Source organism: Frigoribacterium sp. Leaf44, from assembly GCF_001421865.1.
In the GTDB taxonomy this organism is placed as follows: Bacteria; Actinomycetota; Actinomycetes; order Actinomycetales; family Microbacteriaceae; genus Frigoribacterium.
Genome location: NZ_LMLG01000005.1, coordinates 172827 through 191050 on the forward strand (window position 1 = coordinate 172827; position 18224 = coordinate 191050).

Here is an 18224-nt window from a genome sequence, read left to right on the forward strand (position 1 = left end):
TCGGCTCGAAGAAGAGCCTGAGAGGAACGTCGATGACGACGTCGCCACCCCCTTCCAGACGAGGCCGCCAGGCCTGGTCCCCCGGTCACCGGTCCTGCCGGCCGACATCGTGCGGCCCGCGCTCCGCTGACGAGTCCACGGGCTGACCCTTCGCGCTCACCGCCCCCACGGGCGAGCGCTCAGCGCTCGGCCCGAGCTGGGCGAACAACGTGCGCCCTTGCTGTCATGCGTCGCTGTTCGCCGTGCCCTCCCCACCGACGACCCGCTCCTGCTCGCCCTCCGCCAGAAGCAGACGGCCAGCTGGCCCTCACTCCCCGCCCTCCCCACCATGCGAAGGATTCCTCATGTCACGATCTCTCCCGCAAGAGCGCACCCGACGCTCGCGCCTTCCCCGCGCGGGCCTCGCGCTGACGGTCGCCGCCGTGTCGCTGGGCGGTGCACTGTCGCCGATCGGAGTCGCCGGAGCGGCCGAGAGCGTCCCCGTGCCCGTCCTGCAGTACTCCTTCGACGCCATCGGCTCGACCCTCGGCAACGGTGCCGTCATCGCGGACGCAGCGGCGGGCGACCACCCCGGGACGCTGGTCAACTCCGGCGCGACGAGCGTCGCCGGTGCCTCCGGCGCCTCCGGCGACCGCGCGCTCTCGCTCCCGGGCGGGTCGAGCACGTCCGCTGCCCCGCACGTCCGGATCGCGCCCGGCCTCATCCCGGCCGGCACCCAGGACGTCACCATGTCCGCCTGGCTGCGCTGGAGCGGCGCTCCGGACTGCACCTGGCCCTTCACTCTCGGCTCCAGCGTCGACTCCCACGTCCTCGCGACCACCAAGTGCGGTCCGGCCGGCTTCGGCGCGGTCAAGAACGGCGCCGAGGTACGGGGAGCAGGTAACACTGCCGTCACCGCGAACCGCTGGGTGCACATGGCGGTCGTGGTCAAGGGCGGCCAGTCCGTCTCGACCTACTTCGACGGCGCGCTCGTCGGCCAGGGCGGCACCTCCTCCACCGCCGCCTCCGCGATCGGCACCTCCACGTTCTCGGGCTACCTCGGCAAGTCGTTCTACGGCGCGGACGCCTACTGGGCCGGTGCCATCGACGACATGCAGGTCTGGACCTCCGCGCTGACCGCAGGCCAGGTGCAGCAGAGTGCTGCCAGCGTGCACGCCGTGCTCGCGAACCAGGACGCCACCGTCTCGCTCGGCGACACCTCCGCCGTCACCTCCGACCTCACCCTCCCCACGTCCGGCTCCGCCGGCTCCGTGGTCACCTGGGCGTCGAGCGCCCCGGGCACGGTCAGCCCTGCCGGCGTAGTGACCCGACCTGCCTCGGGCAACCCGGACGCGACCGTGACGTTGACCCCCACCGCCGTCCACGGCGGCATCTCCGCCGTCGGCCGTCCGATCACCGTCACCGTTCCCGCCTACGCCGCGGGCGAGACCGCCGAGTCCGAGCTCGCTCGGGCCGTGGCCGACGCCATCAGCGCAGATCCCGCACTCGCCGGACCCGTGCGTGGCAGCCTGGACCTGCCCTTGACCGGAGCCGACGTCGCAGCCACGGCCTCGCGGCCCGGCAGCTCGGGCGCGGCCGTCAGCTGGACCTCGTCGAACGAGGCGGTCATCACCTCCGGCGACAAGGGAACCGCGCCCGACGTGGTCGCCGGGGGATCGCTCACGCGTCCCTCCGCCGACACGACCGTCACCCTCACCGCCACGGTGACCGTGCCGGGAGCCTCGCCCGTCGTGCGGACGCTCACGCGCACCGTGCCGGCTGCGGCCCCCGTCGCCGCGAGCGACCTCGACGCCTACTTGTTCGCCTACTTCACCGGCGACAGCGTCGAGGGCGAGAAGATCCGCTTCGCCACCTCGGACGGCAACGACTCGCTGCAGTGGAAGAACCTGAACGACGCGCAGCCGATCCTCACCTCGACCCTGGGCACGAAGGGCCTGCGCGATCCGTTCATCTTCCGCTCGAAGGAGGGCGACAGGTTCTTCCTGATGGCCACCGACCTCTCCGTCGGCACCACCGGCTTCGGCGGATCGACCAACCGCGGCAGCCGCCACCTCGAGATCTGGGAGTCCACCGACCTCGTCAACTGGGGCCAGCAGCGCCACATCGAGGTCAACCTGCCCAACGCGGGAATGACCTGGGCACCGGAAGCCACCTACGACCCCACCATCGACGCCTACGTCGTCTACTGGACCTCGGCTCTCTTCACCGACAGCACAAGAAACGTGGAGGACGGCAACGGGCCGCAGATCCTCACCTCCACCACCCGCGACTTCCGTGACTTCACGACTCCGGAGGTGTGGTTCAAGGCCGCCGACGTCCCCTCGCTCAACAAGAGCAACGGGCTGATCGACGCCACGATGCTCAAAGACGGCGACACCTACTACCGCTTCACGAAGGCGACCCAGACCACCGGCTGCCCCTCGCCCGACATCATCGGACAGAAGTCCACCGACCTGCGTGCCACCACGGCCTCCGGGGCGTGGAGCTTGATCGACACCTGCATCGGCCGCGACGCCGGAACGCCCGAGGTCGAGGGTCCGGAGATCTTCAAGACCAACGAGGGCGACCGGGCGGGGTTCAAGTACTTCCTCTGGACCGACAACTACGGCGGACGCGGCTACATCCCGCTGGGCACCAACTCGCTCGAGGGCGACATCCGGTGGACGATCCCCAGCAGCTTCTCGCTGCCGGCCTCGCCCCGTCACGGGTCCGTCGTCTCGATCACCGCCAAGGAGCGCGACGCGCTCGCCGCCAAGTGGAACCCGTCGCTCCTGGTCACCTCCGTGGACCCGGTGGCACGGACGGTGCAGGCCGGATCGAGCGCAGTGTCGCTCCCCGCGACGGTGGCGGCGTCCTTCAAGGACGGCCACCGGGAGACCGTGGCCGTGACCTGGGAGACCGCGGACCTCAGCTCGCTGAAGAAGGCCGGCGACACCGTCCAGGTGCGCGGACAGCTCGCCAACTCGGCAGCGACCCCCGCGGTCGCGACGATCACGGCGACGGCGCCTCCTGGACCGGCCGTCCAGGCTTCGGCCTCCAGCCGCTGCGTCGCCGGCAAGGCCACGGTGACGGGGACCGGCACCAACGCCAGCGACTCCACCGTCGAGCTGACGATGTCCTCGCCGTGGGGGAGCAGGACGTTCACGGGCGTCGCCCCCGGGAAGACCGTCTCCGCGGCGTTCAGCACCCGCTCTGCCTCCATCGCGGCAGGTGAGCTCAGCGTCACGTCCAAGGCTGCGTCCGGTTCCCGGACGGTGACGGCGCCCTACGCGGCGATCGTCTGCCGCTAGCACGGGTCCCGGGAGGCAGCCGCTCTCCCCTCCCGGACCTCCTGCACCCGGGAGCCTGAGTTTCCCGCCCAGCGGGGAGCGCGGACCGAACGGCCCGCGCTCCCCGGATGCACCTCTCACGGAAGTTGACGAACGATGCAGTTCCGACGCACTACGGCACTGATGGTGGCCGCGACCTTGACGGCGGGGAGCGCTGCGCTCAGCGGCGCACCCGCGCAGGCCGCTGCACCCGGCCCGATCCTCTCCTACGACTTCGCCTCGACGAGCGCCGCGGGCGCCCCCGTCACCGCGGGGACGGCCTTCGCCGACTCGGTGGGGAACCGATCCGCCACGGTGCGCGGGTCCGGCGCCACGACGGTCGTGGGTCCGCGAGGCGGGAACGATCGCGCCCTCCGTCTCCCCGGAGGCGTCGCCGGGAGCTCTGCTGCATTCGCCGAGATCGCGCCTGGACTGACCTCGACGTCGACAGCCGACCTCACCATGTCAGCCTGGCTGCGATGGGACGGCAGCCAGAGCTGCAGCTGGGCGTACGCCCTCGGGCAGTCGACCGAGCGGTATCTCTTCGCCACCCCGCAGTGCGGCGGGAACCTCATCGGCGCGGTGAAGAACGGCTCTGAGCAGCGCGCGGCGGACACCGGCCCCGCGGCGTCCGGCCGCTGGACCCACGTCGCCGTCGTGCTCCGCAGCGGAGTCAGCGTGTCGACCTACGTCGACGGTCGGCTCGCGCAGACGACCCCGACCTCCGCGACCGGCGCGACGACGATCGGCACCTCGACCGCGTCCGGACTGCTGGGCAAGTCGCTCTACGGTCCCGACCCCCTCTTCGCGGGTGCGATGGACGACGTGCACGTGTACTCCACGGCCCTGTCGCAGGAGCAGGTGCGTGAGGACGCAGCTCCCGCCGCCTCCGTCATCGCGGGCTCGGACGCCGCTGCGGCGACGTTCTCGGACACGCAGCCCGTCACCGGCGACATCGCCCTCCCGACCCGCGGCGCGGGGGGCTCCCTCCTGACCTGGTCGAGCAGCGACCCTTCGGTGATCGGCGCCGACGGGACCGTGCGGCGACCAGCACCCGGAACGGCGAACGCCGCGGTCACCCTCACGCCGAGCGCGAGCTTCGCGGGCTCCGCCGCGACCGGCGCCGCGCGCTCCGTGACCGTCGCGGCCGACACCGAGGCCGACGCGATAGGACGCCTGCGCACCGCCCTGGTCGTTCCCCCCACCGTCGCGTCCGGCACCACGTTGCCCACGATCGCCGGGTACGCCGTGTCGTGGAGCGCCGACGGCACCGGCCTGTCAGGGGGACGCCTCGTCAACGACACGGCATCCGACCAGGCGATCCGGCTCACCGCCTCCGTGGCGGTCGGCGGCACCACGCTGACGAAGACCTTCCGCACCACCGTCCTCAGCGCCACCACCGGGAAGACCGTCGTCGCCTACACTCGGACCCCCACCGGCGAGCTGAAGGCCAATCAGGACACGGTCGCCCGCAGCATGCACCTGGCCCTCGGTTCGTCCGTCGACACAGCGGCACCCCTCGCCGGCAACGGCGGTGTCCTCTTCGCCGAGGGCGTCTTCGTGGGGACCGACAAGGTCGATCACCGGGCCGTCGCGGCTCCGTCGCTGTTCACCTTCGCCGACGGGACCGTGGGGGTGCTCGCCACCCGCGTCCGTGAAGGAGGCGGACCTGACGGCACCGAGACCTCCAGCGCTCTGGTCTTCAAGGCCACCGACGGCACCGCGACCGACTTCACCGAGCTCGGCCTCGTCGACCTCGGGACCACAGGAGGCGTCGTCTCGCCCCGCGCCGTCTACGACAGCGACCAGGAGCAGTACCTGGTCTCGTGGACGGATGCGGCGGGGGCCGCCAAGTACGCGACCGTCACGGATCTCGCCCGCACCGAGCTCCGGACGGAGGCCTTCTCGCCGAAGGACGGCGGCCGCCGGAGCGTCGTCGTGACCGACGGGAACCGCGGACCGGTCCTCGGCGGGAGCCCCGCGACCGTGGCGACCGCCGACCTGTCCGCATTCGCCGGCCGTGTCGCCGACGCGGTCCCTGGCGGTGCGCTGGCTGTCTCCGCCTCGACCGCCGACGCGCTGACGAAAGCCCTCGGCCGCACGGTCAACACCGGATCGTCCGTCGCGCCGCAGACGATCGAGCAAGGGGACGTGACCGCCCTCACGGAGGCGAAGGCCAGCCTGTCCTACGCCGACGGCTCCACCGGCAGCCTCGGCGTCGACTGGGACCCTCAGCAGCTCGCGGACATCGGCACGAAGGGCCCGGGGACGTACGACCTCTCGGGCACCGTCCGCCAGCGGCAGTACGACGAGCCGTTCGCCTACAACCGCGCCGACCCGACCATCTACCGGTACGAGCGCGGCGGGAAGACGCAGTACCTCTTCACGGCCACCGACGACACGGGCAACGACAACATCGCCTCCGAGCACCTCCCCATCCGGGTGGCCGACAGCATCGACCAGCTCAGCGACGACGACGGCGGGCGTGCCAGGGAGGTCGACCTGCTCAACCGCACGACGCGGATGGACCGCACTGCCGAGGGGAAGGTGATCGCGGGCTGCTACTGGGCCCCCGAGATCCACGAGATCGGCGGCAAGCTGTCCATCCTGTTCGCCCCGTGCTTCAACCCGGGGAACGACCAGTCGAACCAGGACGCCGCGTGGTACACGGTGCAGGCCCACATCATGCAGCTGCGCGACGGGGGAGACCCTGCTGAGCCGGCTGACTGGTCGGCGCCCCGCGCAGTCCTGAAGGGCGACTCGAGCGCCCTCGGACGCACCGGCACGGGGCGCAACATCAGCCTGGACATGACCTACTTCGAGTCCGGCGGAACCGCCTACTACGCGTGGTCCCAGCGCTACGTCGACGGAGGCGCCAGCGACCCGGCGACCTGGATCGCGAAGGTCGATCCGGGCGATCCGACTCGGGTCATCGGTGAGCCGACACCGATCATCGTCCCGTCGCTCTCGTTCGAGGACCACCTGTCAGAGGGGGCGTTCGCGATCCAGCGCGACGGGAAGATCACGCTCGTCTACTCCAGCAGCGGCGTCAGCCCGAAGTACATCGTCGGCGGTGCCTGGGCGAAGGAGGGCAGCGACCTGACCGACATCGCCAGCTGGACCAAGTACGACGCTCCGCTGTTGGCGAGCGTCCCCATGCCGGACGGAGTCGTCGACTACCGCACGTACGAGCAAGGACCCGGCCACGGGGCCGTCACACGCGACGAGGACGGCAACGACGTGTTCGTCTACCACACGTGGGGCAACGGGGTCGGGGGAGACGGCAGGGACACCCGGCTCGTCCGCATCCACTACGCCGCCGACGGCCGCCCTGTGCTCGACGTGACGCGCGACGAGGAGGTGGCGCCCGCCAACCGAGCGGTGACGACCACGGTGACCGTCCTGTCGCGACCCGTCGTGAGCGCCGTCGCGACGACACGGTGCATCAGCGGCAAGGTCGTCCTCACCACCGTGGTCAAGAACTCGGGCCCCTCGGCCATCGACGTCACCACCGCGACTTCCTTCGGGTCGAAGACCGTGAAGGGAGTCGCTCCGGGAGCGTCGGGCACGACTGCCACGACGACGCGGGCAGCGTCCGTCACGTCGGGATCGGTCGCCATCACCGCGACGTCCGCCACGGGCACCTCGCAGGAGAGCGTGGCGTACGCGTCGCGCAGCTGCGGATGAGCGGGGAGGGCGCAGGCGGGCCGATCGGCGGTCGTCTGTCGCGTCTGAGCGGAGAACTCGACAGGGATCTCGTCGACGGGAGCTCCGGGTCCGACGACGACGTCCTGATCATCAACGGCAACGCCTTCACGATCACCTAGAAGTCGGCCTCGGCACAGCACACGCCGCCGCCGTGACACACCCGCTCACGTCTCAGGAGGCACTCTCCGCACATATCCACACGGCGACGTCAGACGTCCTCACCCCCGATCGACCCCACTGACCCACCCTAGAAAGCGAACCATGTCAACAAGATCGAACTCCCTCGCCGGCCCCGGCCGCAGCTCGTGGCGGCGCCGTCTGGCGACCATCGCCGCGACGGTCGCCATGATCGGTGCCTTCGTCGTGGCGTTGCCACCGTCAGCCCCTGCAGAAGCAGCGACGGCCAACAGCGCCTACGTCATGGCGTACTTCAAGGAGAGCCCCAACGGGTCCGGCAACTCCAACAACGTCCACCTCGCCGTGAGCAAGGACGCGCTGGAGTGGACGGCCCTCAACGACAACGCCCCGATCCTCGTCCCGACGCTCGGGACGAAGGGCATCCGCGACCCGTTCCTCTTCCGGCTGCAGGACGGCAGCTGGGTGATGACGGCGACGGACCTCAAGAACGAGAACTTCGGGGCAGCCAACCCCTCCATCCACATCTGGACCTCGCCTGACCTGGTCAACTGGTCGAGCGACCGGCTGCTCAACATCAACAGCGCGAACCCCAACTCGTTCACCTGGGCACCCGCGATCTTCTGGGACCCGACGCGTGCCAAGTACGGCATCACCTTCAGCGCGAGTCCTACGGGTGGCCCGTTCGGCACGATCCTCGTCGTCTACACGTCTGATTTCGTGACGACCACGGCACCCGTGACGTTCTTCGACAACAACGGCCAGGGCGGTGTCATCGACTCCGACGTGCAGACCGACATCAACGGGGTGAACTACCTCTACTACCGTTCCCCTGCCCCGAACCAGACGGGCCTCATGGGCGCCCGCTCGTCGTCCCTCACGCCGGGCTCGTTCACCCCTTACACGACCGGCCTGTACCAGGGTGGCTGCGTCGAGGCACCCACCGTCGTGCGATCTCTGTCAGACCCCAACTCGTGGTGGCTCTGGGGCGACAACTACTGCCCGAACAACAAGTTCAACGTCTGGCAGGGAAGCGTCACGACTGGATCGTGGACGCCGCTCAGCCAGCGGAACTTCACGGCCCCGATCGGGTCCAAGCACAACAGCATCCAGCCCATCACGTCCTCCGAGTACACCGGATTGACCGGCAAGTACGGCCTGAGCAGCTCGACGCGACTCAAGTCGTCCAACTTCCCTGACCGTTACGTACGCCACCAAGGCGGGGCAGCACGCATCGATGCCTTCCCCTTCGACCTCCAGCAGGACTCGCAGTGGAAGATCGTCCCCGGTCTGGCCGACGCGAACGCCGTCTCCTTCGAGTCGGTCAACTTCCCCGGCCAGTACCTCAGGCACTCGAACTTCTCTGTCGTCCTGAACGCCAACGACGGCAGCGCCGGCTTCGCCGCTGACGCGACGTTCAGGAAGGTCGCCGGCCTCTCGGACTCGTCTTGGTCCTCGTTCCAGAGCTACAACTACCCCACCAGGTACCTGCGACACAGGGACTTCTCCTTGAGGATCGACCCGGTGTCCAGTGCCGAGTACGAAGACGCCACCTTCCGGCTCGTTCCCTGAGCCCCAGGACACTGAGCTCCACGAGATACGCGAGAGCCGCCCCGAAGGGGCGGCTCTCGTCGTTCGCGCTCATGCACTCGGCGAGCTGCTCAGCGATCGTTCGCGTTCGCGCTCCCGCCATCCGTGCCCCCGCCGGCGGCACCCTCCCGAAGGCCTTCCTCCTTGGCCTGCCGCACGAGCGCGGCGACACGGCTGCGCGAGCGTGACCGGCCCGCGAGGAGCGCCGAGAGAACGAGTGCCGTTCCGAGCACCACGAGCAGTTGCGACCACGGAACTGCGGCGGCCGTCGCCGTGGCGGTGACCGGCTCCAGATCGACGGCCGCCCCTCCGTCCGGTGCGACGACCGTGGGGGCGACCTCCAGCTCGGCGCTCGCGACGACGAGGGGCCAGACGCCCCTGAGCGGGATCGACACCGCCCTGCGGTCGCCCGGCAGCAGTTCCTGTCGTGAGGCGTCCTCGCTAACGATCGGCGCGGACGATCCCTGTGCGCGGACTGTCCCGTCGAGGACGAGGCGGACGTTGCCGGTGTTGACGATGTCGGCCTCGACGGTCAGCGACCCGGCGGCGAAGGGGTTCCACGACATCTGGTAGTCGACCCGCATGCCGTCGACGGCGACACCCGGGACGACGTCGCCGGTCACCCTGGTCATCACGCGGAAGCCGATGCGGCTCTCGACCCCGACGGACGCGCCACCGGCGCCGGAGCCGACCGACACCAGGGACGCTGCTATGCCGGCCGCGTGGTCTCCGGGCTCGGCATTCGAGGGTACCGAGACCGTGAACGGGACGATGCCCGTTGCTCCGGGCTCGACGGTGACCGTCTCGGGAGCGGAGATCCACGTGCCGGCGTCCGTCGACGGCCTGTCCGAGGGGAGCATGGAGAAGCGGCCCTCGTCCGTGAAGTAGCCGTCCGCCGCGTCGATGCGGAACGTCACGGTCTCGTCGCTGAGATTGCGCACGGCAGCTTCGTCGGAGGCGGTGGCACCGGGGCCGAGGTCGAGTTCGACCCAGGATCGCTCGTCCGGAGCGCCGTCGGTCGCGGGGCTCACTGCCCACGTCACTCCCTGGGGGGCTGACGCGGCTGACGCGGCCGGAGCGGCCGCCGCGACGAACCCCCCGGTGACGAGCCCGACGAGGACGAACCGGGAGAGCGTGTGGAGGCGCGTCGCCGGAAGGCGCCCGCCGGAAGAGGATGGGCGTGGACCGGTCATGGAAACCTCTGGATCTTGAGCAGGACGCACGGAGCGGCCGGGCACGAGGTGCCCGGCCGCTCACGGCTGTCGAGGGATGAGGGGTGTGCCTCGCGGAAGTTACTCGAACAGGGAGAGCGTGATCGTGGAGCTGTAGTCGCCGGCGTCGACGGTGGTCGGTGTCTTCAGGGTCAGCGCCGCGTCCGCGGTCCACGACCCCTCGCCCGCGATGCCGGCGGAGTTGTCCGTGATCGCCAGGAGCTCCTGGTCGACGAGGCCCACGCCGTCGGGACCACCATCGATCGCGGTGTCGACGACGTCGCCCTCAGCGACGAGGCCGCTGTCGCCTCCGTCGATGAGGTTCGGAGCCCAGCCGAGGTTCTCCGCGCCGATTGTGCTCAGGCCGTCCGAGGAGACGAAGTCGGTCGCGGTCCCCAGGACGTACCAGCCGGCGTCCGCGGGGATGTCGGCGGGATCGCGGGTGTCGGTCACGGTGACGGTGGGCAGGGTCCCGGTGAACTGGCGGATCACGCCGGTCGAGCCGTTCTCGGCCAGTGCGGACGAGGTGCCGGCCACGGACATGGCGAGAGCGCCTCCTCCGCTGAGGGGTGCGATGTCGACGGTGACGTCGACGTCGTCGGTGCCGATCTCAGGTTCTGCGGCGGCCGCCGTGCTGGCGACGCCGAGGAGGAGCAGGCCTCCGGTCAGGCCTGCGGCTCCGCGGGCGAGGAGGGAGCGGGTGTTCATCTCGGGTGTCTCCGTTCTGCGTGGGCAGCATCGCCGACGCGGTGGGGTGGTGAGGGTGGGACGGGGGTCAGCGGCAGCTAGCAGCGGGATAGGGGGCGACAGCGCTCGTCGTTGCGGGCTTGCCGGCGACGAATGCCGTGGCGGACACGCTCACCTGTCCGCCGGCGACGCTCGCGTCGCGGGTGGTGACCGCGTGTATGGCGCTCTTCCCGGCGCCGATCTCGTCGATGGTCTTGACGCCGTAGGCCGAGGTGATGACGACCTTGATCGCGAAGGCGTTCGGGTTGGTGACGGCCACCGAGAGGACGACCTTGCCCTGCACGCAGCGAGTCCTGCTCGAGGCGGTGACGGTGACCGCGGGCACGGCCACGTCGACGACCTCCTGCGCGCTGGCGCCCTCGAGCGTCGGTCGCACCTTCTCCATGAGGCCGGTCGTCGGAGAGAACGTGACCCGGTCGATGGTCGTCTCACGGTGAGTGCCGTCGCCGCCGGAGAAGGCGAAGCGATGGTAGGCGATGTACCAGTCGTCGGTGCCCGGCACGTTGATGATCGAGTTGTGGCCCGTGGCGAGGATGCCCAGGGCAGGGTCCTTCTCGAGGACCACACCGCGGTAGGTCCAGGGTCCGTCGATGCTCGTCGCGGTGGCGTACCCGACCTTGTAGTTCTCGGACCCCGTGTCGTCTATCGAATACGTCAGGTGGTAGAGCCCGTTGCGCACGTTGACGAAGGCGCCCTCACGGAAGTCGGTCAGGCCGTCGATCCGCTTGATGGTGTCTGCCTTGACCGAGATCATGTCGTCGGCGAGCTCGGCGTAGACGGGAACTCCGTTGCCCCAGAAGAGGTAGCTCTTGCCCGTCGCCGGGTCGGTGAACGCGGCTGGATCGATGGCCTGCCCGGAGTTGACGGCCTCGCCGTTCGTGATCATGGCCGTCGGCTGTGCGGCGAAGGGGCCTGTCGGGCTGTCGGCGACGGCGACTCCGATCGTCTTGCGGTCCAGCGCGGCGTTGTGGCCGGAGAAGTAGAAGTAGTACTTGCCGTCCTTCTCCGAGATCGTCGGTGCCCAGGCGTTGCCGACCGCCCAGGGGACGTTCCCGTTCGCACCGTCGAGGGTCAGGATCGGTTGGTCCGAGCGGGTCCAGTCCACGAGGTCCTTCGACGACCAGACCCAGAACTGGTTGCCGCCCCAGCCGGGGACGCCGTCGGTCGTGGCGTAGACGTAGTAAGTGTCTCCGAAGACTGCGATGTTGGGGTCGGCGTAGAGGCCGGGGATGGCGGGGCTCCCCATCGAGATCGCCTTCAGCGTCCAGGTGGTCGGCGAGCCGCCGTCGAGCGGCGTCAGCACCACCCGCTGAGGCGTGGACAGATCGCGCACGGTCCCGGAGGCGGGGCTGGCGACGACGCCGGCTGCAGTCGTGTAGGTGGGATCGAGGGAGGTCAGCGCGACACCCGGCTTCACCGGGAAGGTGACGACCCGATCGACCGAGTCGATGATCGGCGCGGTCTTGAGGACGTCTCCGCCGATCGTCACGTCGGACAGGGTCGTCGTGTTCCCGGAGGCGGAGAGCACCTCGGCCGGGCTCAGAGCTCGGTCGTAGATCGCGAATTCCCGGATCTGGCCTCGGAAGCGATTGTCGGCGTCGTAGTTCGAACGGCCGATGTAGTTGGCCGTCGTCCTGCCGGCTCCGATGTCCTTCGGATCGATGGTCACGGTCGAGCTGCCGACCTTCACCCCGTCGAGGTAGAGGGTGGCGGTCGTTCCGGCGAGCGTGTACGCCAGGTGCGCCCAGGTGCCGCGCGGCACTGCTGCACTCTGCGACACCGTCTGCTCTGTGGTCCAGTTGCCGGTGGTCAGGCTGGTGCGGTAGTTGTCTCCGGAGGTGAAGAGGTAGCCGTCGCCTGCTCCGGCCGTCGTGTTGCCCAGCCCGTAGAGGAAGTAGGGGGAAGCCTGGGCGGGATCGATCCAGACGTCGGCCTCGACGGTGATGTCAGTGACATCGGCGAGCAGGTCGTCCGGGAGCCTGACGAAGTCGTCGTCGCCGTCGAGCTGCAGAGCACCGTCGTTCCACGTACCGCCGGCGACGAGCTCCCCGTTCCGACCATGTCCAGAGCTGTCGAGGACAGTCGTGCCGGCATCGGTGTCGAAGGCATATCGAAGGATCTCACCCGGTGCACCGCCGGCATCTGCCGGGGCGTCACCCTGGGCTGCAGCGACGGATGCTGACGCCGTCGCCAACAGGGGAGCCATGAGGGCCACGGTCGTCGCGAGGACGAGCTGTCGCGGGAAGTGCTTCATCACACGTGCTCCTAGTTCGGCATCATTGCTGAGGAGGGCTGAGGCTGTCAGTGATGTTCACGGTAACACCCAAACGGGGGTCAGCGCGAGCGAACTGGCCCTCTCGGTCTGCCCGTCGCTTCCCCCTCAGGAGTCGGCGGCGATCATCTCGACGATCGTGTCGACCGTCAGCCACGGGCCGTTGCTGACCTCGCCGATCTTCTCGCGGTCCTTGAACACGACGATGCGATCGCTGAGGCGAACGACTTCGTCGAGGTCGGACGAGATGTAGACGATGGCGACCCCGTCCTTCGCGAGCCGGACGACGTGGGCCTGGATGTCGACCTTCGAGGCCAGGTCGATCCCCTTGGTCGGCTCGTCGAGCACGAGGAGTCGAGGCTTGGTCGCCAGGCACCGTGCCAGCACGACCTTCTGCTGGTTGCCGCCGGAGAGGTACTTGGCCAGGAGGCCGGGATCCGCCGGCGAGATGTCGAGCGAGTCGACGTAGGCACGGACGAGGCTGTCGGTCTCGGCGGTCGAGAGGGGTCGAGACCAACCACGAAGCGCCTGGATGCCGAGCACGATGTTCTCGCGGACCGACAGCTCGCTGATGATTCCGTCCTCGTGGCGGTTCTCGCTCGCGTGCGCTATCCGATTCCGCATGCCCGAGCGGGGATCGGGAACATGCGTGGGCTCACCGTCGATCAGGACGCGTCCGCGATCGAAGCGATCAGCGCCGCTGAGCAGGGAGGCCATCTCGGTGCGACCGGAGCCTCGCAGCCCGGCGAAGCCGACGATCTCGCCACGATGCAGCTCCAAGTCGGTCGGTGCGACCGCTCCTCGACGGCCGAGGCCGAGAGCCTGGTACATCGGCGGGCCGACGGGCTGCCGGCGATGCTGGCGGCGGTCCGCGCCGATCCGCCGTAGCGCCTCGATGTCTTCGCCGAGCATCGAGGCGATCAGCTCGGCCCGGTCCATGGAGTGCGCCGGGTATTCGCCGACCGTGCTGCCGTCGCGCAGCACGGTGATCCGGTCGCTCAGGGCCAAGACCTGTTCCAGGAAGTGCGAGACGAACAGTATCGCCACGCCGCTGTCGCGCAGGCGTTTCAGGACTGCGAAGAGCCGGACGACGTCGTCGAGGTCGAGACTCGAGGTCGGTTCGTCGAGCACGAGGACGCGAGGGCGGTCGATCATCGCCCGACCGATGGCGACGAGCTGGCGGAGAGCCGGCGACAGCGAGCGCACGGATGCTCGCGGATCGAGGTCTCCCAGTCCGAGCTCTCTCAGCATCTCGGCTGCTCGCTGGTGGGTACGCGACCAGGAGATGCCGAAGCGGCCACGGACCTCGTGCCCGAGCATCATGTTCTCGCCGATGCTCAGGTTGTCCGTGAGCCACTCATCCTGGAACACTGCCGAGATGCCGGCCGATCGTGCGTCCGCCGGCCCCGAGAAGCGGCGCTCGACGCCGTCCACCTTGACCATTCCGGCGTCGGGACGATGAATGCCCGTGAGGGTCTTGATCAGCGTCGACTTGCCAGCGCCGTTCTGCCCCATCAGCCCGTGGATCTCTCCCGGGGCCAGGCACAGACGTGCGCCGGTGAGAGCCGGGCCCGAGGTGAAGACGACGTCGATCCCGACCATCTCCACCGTCCGGTGGGGAGAACCAGGAGTCGCCATCGACTGCAGATCCACGTGCCGTCCTCGGATCGTGTGCGGCACGGCATCGGGGCCGCCGTGCCGAGGTGTCGCCGATGATACGCGACAGCTGACTACGGATCACCCAACGGCGATCAGGCGCGGGGCGGTGCAGTGGACTCGCGAACCACCAGCTCGGTCGCGATGCGTGTGCGCCGGGGGATCTCCTGGCCGTGCATGTGGGCGTGGATCACGTCTGCGACCGTCGTCCCCAGCTTGTCGAAATCCTGCCGCACCGTCGTCAGCGGAGGCAGCATGTGGCGAGCGCTCGGCAGATCGTCGAAGCCGATGACGCTGACGTCTCGCGGAACACGGATCCCCCGTTCGGCGAGACCGTGGATCACGCCGAGGGCCATGTCGTCGTTGGCGACGACCATCGCGGTGAACTCCGGGACCGAGCTCAGGCTCGCGGCGAACTCGTAGCCGGAGTCGGGCGTCCAGTCACCGACCACGATGGGGCGTTCTCGCATCCCCCAGGACTTGGCGCGCACGTGGAAAGCACGTTCACGAGATCGAGCGTCGAGCCAGTCCAGAGGGCCTGAGAGGTGCAGGACGTCACGATGCCCCAGCGAAGCGAGGTGGTCGACCGCCTCCGCCGTGCCCGCTTGTTGATCGACCGAGACCGTGAGGAAGGTCGGGTCATCCTCGGACTTCACTACCAGTGTCGGGACCCCGATCTCGATGGTGCGGAGGGTCGCCACGGACGAGGAGCGCGGCGCGATGATGCACAGGGCGTCGATGCCCAGCCCCGTCAAGTGCTCGATGGCGTCGACCGGAGTCATGTCCTGTTCGTCTCGCAGTGCGACGGACGTCACCGAATAGCCCCTCGACCGCGCGGCCCGCTCGATGGCCCGCAGGGTGCTCGAAGGACCGAACGCGGTTCCGCTCTCGACCAGTACGCCGATGCGCTCCGTGCGCTGCGTGACGAGCGATCGAGCCGCGACGTTGGGTCGGTAGTTCAGCTCGTCGACTGCCTTGAGCACTTTCTCGCGAGTGGAGTCCCTGATGTTGGGATGGCCGCTCAGGACGCGCGAGACGGTCATGTGCGAGACGCCTGCCACCGCGGCGACTTGTTTGAGGCCTGGCCGACCGGTCACCACGTCGATCTCCTCCCCGATGACGGGCATGTGAGTCCCGGGCCCCTGAGCGGCTGCAAAAACGCCGATCGCTCAACTCCAGCTTAGTGACGCAGGAGAGGAGAGTTCGACGTCGTGACCCTCGCTTCGCGCCCTCAGTGACCTGAGCACCTCACGCGTTCAGGCCTCCCACGCGGCGAGATGATGTCTGAAGTGTCGCCGGATGGCTGTGGCAGTGATGAGTCCGACGGCTGTGATGATCGCGGTGGCGATGAAGACCGAGTGGGTGCCTGCGATGCCGCCGAGCCATCCGGCGAGGACGGGGCCGGCGACTTGACCGATGTACTGGGCCGAGACGTTGTAGCCCAGCACCAGTCCGACGCTCGTGTCGGGGAGGAGGCGGCGGATGGTCGCGACGACTGTGGGGGTGATGCCGCCGAGGGCGATCCCGGTGAGGAATCGCAGGATCGCGAAGGCGATCAGGTCGTCGACGACTGCTTGCGCGGCGAGGAAGAGTGTCGCGGCGACCAGGCTCAGGGTGAGGACCTGCATGTGGCCCATCCGGTCAGCGAGTTTGCCGAGGTTGGGACTGGAGAGGATCGTGCCGAACGCGGTGATGGAGAACACGACTGCGGCGTAGAGGGCGGTGTCGTCGGTTGAACCAGTGAGGAAGCGGACGTGCTCGGCGATGATCGGCTCGACTGAGATGGTGGCGAACATCAGCAGGGTCGAGAGGCTGAGCAGAGCGATGACCGGCAGCTTGTAGGGGACGGCGGCCCACGAGCTCGACGGCTTGGACATCTTCGTTTCGCGAGCGAGCCGGGGCGCCTCTTTCAGGAACAGGGTCGTTCCGAGGAAGGCGAGGAAGATCAGGCCGCCTGTTGCGAGGAACGCTCCTTGAACGCCAATCGTCTGTGCGAGGGTTCCGCCGATCAGAGGGCCTGCGATGGTGCCGGCCATGATGGCGGAGGAGAGGGTGCCCAGCGCCCACGCGGAGCGGTCCTTGGGGGCCTGAGCGGCGACGAGGATGGTCGAACCGGAGGCGTAGCCGCCGAGGAGGCCGACCAGCAGGCGCAGAAGCACTAGTTGTGTGACGTCTTGGGCGAGTCCGATGAGCGACATGGCGATCGCCATCCCGAGGCTGGCGCGGATCAGCATCGGCTTCCGTCCGAAGCGATCGCCGAGGTATCCCCACAGTGGCGCTGTGAGAGCCGCGGTCAGGAACGTGGCGGCGTAGGCGAGGCCGGACCAGAGGGTCACGGCTGCCCTGTCGTCGACGCCGAGGTCTCGGACGTAGAGAGGCAGGATCGGCAGGATCAGGGTCATGCCGATGATCGTCGTGAACGAGCCGAGCGCGCACACGAGGAGGTTGCGACGCCAGATCAGGGACGTGTCAGGCGGCAGAGGGGTGTTGGTCATGAGCGCTCCGTACGAAGGGGATGTGCGCAGGCAGCACGTCCACCGCGACGGGGGCGCCTACCTAGCTAGGACCCATCGCGGCGAAGAAGGAGCTGCCAGCTGACCATGTGCTGCCCACCATAGCCCAGGCTGGGACTGGCTCGAGCGCTCTGCAGAACGTCTGAATGGAGCCACCTGATCGATGGCCGCGAGAGAGCTTGTTTGCCTCATCGGACAAAGGTTCGAAGCGAGCACACCGTTAATTGGCATGGTGCTTTCTCGCGTCCCGACGAGGATCAGTCCCGAGGCCTAGCTATCATCTGAGCCCCCCGCCCAGTGTTTCGTGGGCTGCCACGCGGGAGTCCATTTACGGACACTCGGGGCCCAAGGCGCGCGACCGTTCTGTGTCGTTCGAAAGGCCCCAACCGCGGTTGCGAAAGCCCTGGTCGCGCGCCGAGTAAGTCGGCTCAGCGTGCGCCACGCACGTCAGGAGTCATACCCTCCGCGCGCTCGGGAGCGCCTCCGCGCCGCAGGCTGCGTGCGTGGACAGCTGCCTCCAGTAGCGGGGATGAGTGTCTCTCCCCGACAGAAGTACTCGCCAAGGATGAGAGGGACGAGCGCGACAAAAGAGACGCAGTGTCGTCACCCGATTGGTGTCCGGGAGAGGCGTCGGGGCGCGACATGTCGGGGGCCGATGAAGTGCAGTCCCTTGCTCGTTCACGCTCCGAGCTTGTTGGCGAAACGGGTGTGGTCGCGATGATGATTGAGAATCGCCCACAATGGTCTTTCTCCGCGCCGCCGTTCCACCTGCATTTTCAACTGCTTCGCACTTGACCCTCGTTCCGGCGCCCTCTTCCGGTCCACTCCGCTCCCCGTCAGACTTCCCGCTGCGCGAGAAGCGTCTCCGCCCCGCCGAACGCTGGCGCGTCCGTCACGGCTGCGATTCCCTCAGCTCACTCGTTCGCTGCTGGAACCCACCTGCCGGTGGGCGGGGACTTCGCTGCCGTGTGCAGCTCAGGGGCTGGTTGACGCTGTGAGCGTCTGCCTCGCCTGGCACGCCACACCAGTTCGTGATGCGTCGGGAACCGCCCTCCTTGTGCGCGCAGCTTGCGTGCTCGTCGTC

The 18224-nt window shown here is 68.8% G+C and carries 10 protein-coding genes; 4 read left to right on the forward strand and 6 right to left on the reverse strand.

Annotated features, from left to right (window positions below):
- The first annotated feature begins 344 nt into the window (after positions 1-344).
- From ASE87_RS08090 to ASE87_RS08100, 4 genes are all read left to right on the forward strand, one after another.
- Complete coding sequence (locus tag ASE87_RS08090; RefSeq protein ID WP_082452490.1) at positions 345-3290, forward strand: immunoglobulin-like domain-containing protein; 2946 nt, start codon at positions 345-347, stop codon at positions 3288-3290.
- A gap of 135 nt (positions 3291-3425) precedes the next feature.
- Positions 3426-6995, forward strand: a complete 3570-nt coding sequence (locus tag ASE87_RS08095; protein ID WP_082452491.1) for a LamG-like jellyroll fold domain-containing protein — start codon at positions 3426-3428, stop codon at positions 6993-6995.
- On the forward strand, positions 6992-7135 hold the full coding sequence (locus ASE87_RS16075) for a hypothetical protein (RefSeq protein ID WP_157489747.1): 144 nt from the start codon (positions 6992-6994) through the stop codon (positions 7133-7135). Before ASE87_RS08095 ends, ASE87_RS16075 begins: the two co-directional genes overlap by 4 nt.
- 142 nt (positions 7136-7277) lie before the next feature.
- Complete coding sequence (locus tag ASE87_RS08100; protein WP_200925454.1) at positions 7278-8723, forward strand: glycoside hydrolase family 43 protein; 1446 nt, start codon at positions 7278-7280, stop codon at positions 8721-8723.
- A gap of 89 nt (positions 8724-8812) precedes the next feature.
- On the opposite strand, the gene ASE87_RS08105 is transcribed toward ASE87_RS08100, so the two are convergent.
- The 6 genes from ASE87_RS08105 to ASE87_RS08130 all read right to left on the reverse strand — a co-directional run bounded on the left by ASE87_RS08105 (position 8813) and on the right by ASE87_RS08130 (position 17122).
- A complete protein-coding gene (locus ASE87_RS08105; RefSeq protein WP_056227478.1) occupies positions 8813-9772 on the reverse strand; it encodes a WxL protein peptidoglycan domain-containing protein in 960 nt (319 codons plus the stop codon).
- 261 nt (positions 9773-10033) lie between these two features.
- Complete coding sequence (locus ASE87_RS08110; RefSeq protein ID WP_056227481.1) at positions 10034-10660, reverse strand: hypothetical protein; 627 nt, start codon at positions 10658-10660, stop codon at positions 10034-10036.
- Positions 10661-10727: 67 nt separating this feature from the next.
- Positions 10728-12953 (reverse strand): family 43 glycosylhydrolase, encoded by a 2226-nt coding sequence (locus ASE87_RS08115; RefSeq protein WP_056227486.1) that lies wholly within the window; start codon positions 12951-12953, stop codon positions 10728-10730.
- A gap of 126 nt (positions 12954-13079) precedes the next feature.
- Positions 13080-14573: a sugar ABC transporter ATP-binding protein gene (locus ASE87_RS08120; protein ID WP_235472247.1), complete on the reverse strand. Its 1494-nt coding sequence runs from the start codon at positions 14571-14573 to the stop codon at positions 13080-13082.
- Between the two features lie 149 nt (positions 14574-14722).
- The gene (locus ASE87_RS08125) at positions 14723-15754 is read right to left on the reverse strand and encodes a LacI family DNA-binding transcriptional regulator (RefSeq protein WP_056227489.1); all 1032 of its coding nucleotides are present in this window, start codon (positions 15752-15754) and stop codon (positions 14723-14725) included.
- 129 nt (positions 15755-15883) lie between these two features.
- Entirely contained in the window at positions 15884-17122 is a 1239-nt protein-coding gene (locus tag ASE87_RS08130) for an MFS transporter (RefSeq protein ID WP_056227490.1), read from the reverse strand.
- Positions 17123-18224 lie beyond the last annotated feature (1102 nt).

Excerpts from the sequence above, each read along its gene's own strand:
- ASE87_RS08090 (WP_082452490.1), top strand. The coding sequence starts at position 345 with ATGTCACGATCTCTCCCGCAAGAGCGCACCCGACGCTCGCGCCTTCCC.
- ASE87_RS08095 (WP_082452491.1), top strand. The coding sequence starts at position 3,426 with ATGCAGTTCCGACGCACTACGGCACTGATGGTGGCCGCGACCTTGACG.
- ASE87_RS16075 (WP_157489747.1), top strand. The coding sequence starts at position 6,992 with ATGAGCGGGGAGGGCGCAGGCGGGCCGATCGGCGGTCGTCTGTCGCGT.
- ASE87_RS08100 (WP_200925454.1), top strand. The coding sequence starts at position 7,278 with ATGTCAACAAGATCGAACTCCCTCGCCGGCCCCGGCCGCAGCTCGTGG.
- ASE87_RS08110 (WP_056227481.1), bottom strand. The coding sequence starts at position 10,660 with ATGAACACCCGCTCCCTCCTCGCCCGCGGAGCCGCAGGCCTGACCGGA.
- ASE87_RS08115 (WP_056227486.1), bottom strand. The coding sequence starts at position 12,953 with ATGAAGCACTTCCCGCGACAGCTCGTCCTCGCGACGACCGTGGCCCTC.
- ASE87_RS08120 (WP_235472247.1), bottom strand. The coding sequence starts at position 14,573 with ATGGTCGGGATCGACGTCGTCTTCACCTCGGGCCCGGCTCTCACCGGC.
- ASE87_RS08125 (WP_056227489.1), bottom strand. The coding sequence starts at position 15,754 with ATGCCCGTCATCGGGGAGGAGATCGACGTGGTGACCGGTCGGCCAGGC.
- ASE87_RS08130 (WP_056227490.1), bottom strand. The coding sequence starts at position 17,122 with ATGACCAACACCCCTCTGCCGCCTGACACGTCCCTGATCTGGCGTCGC.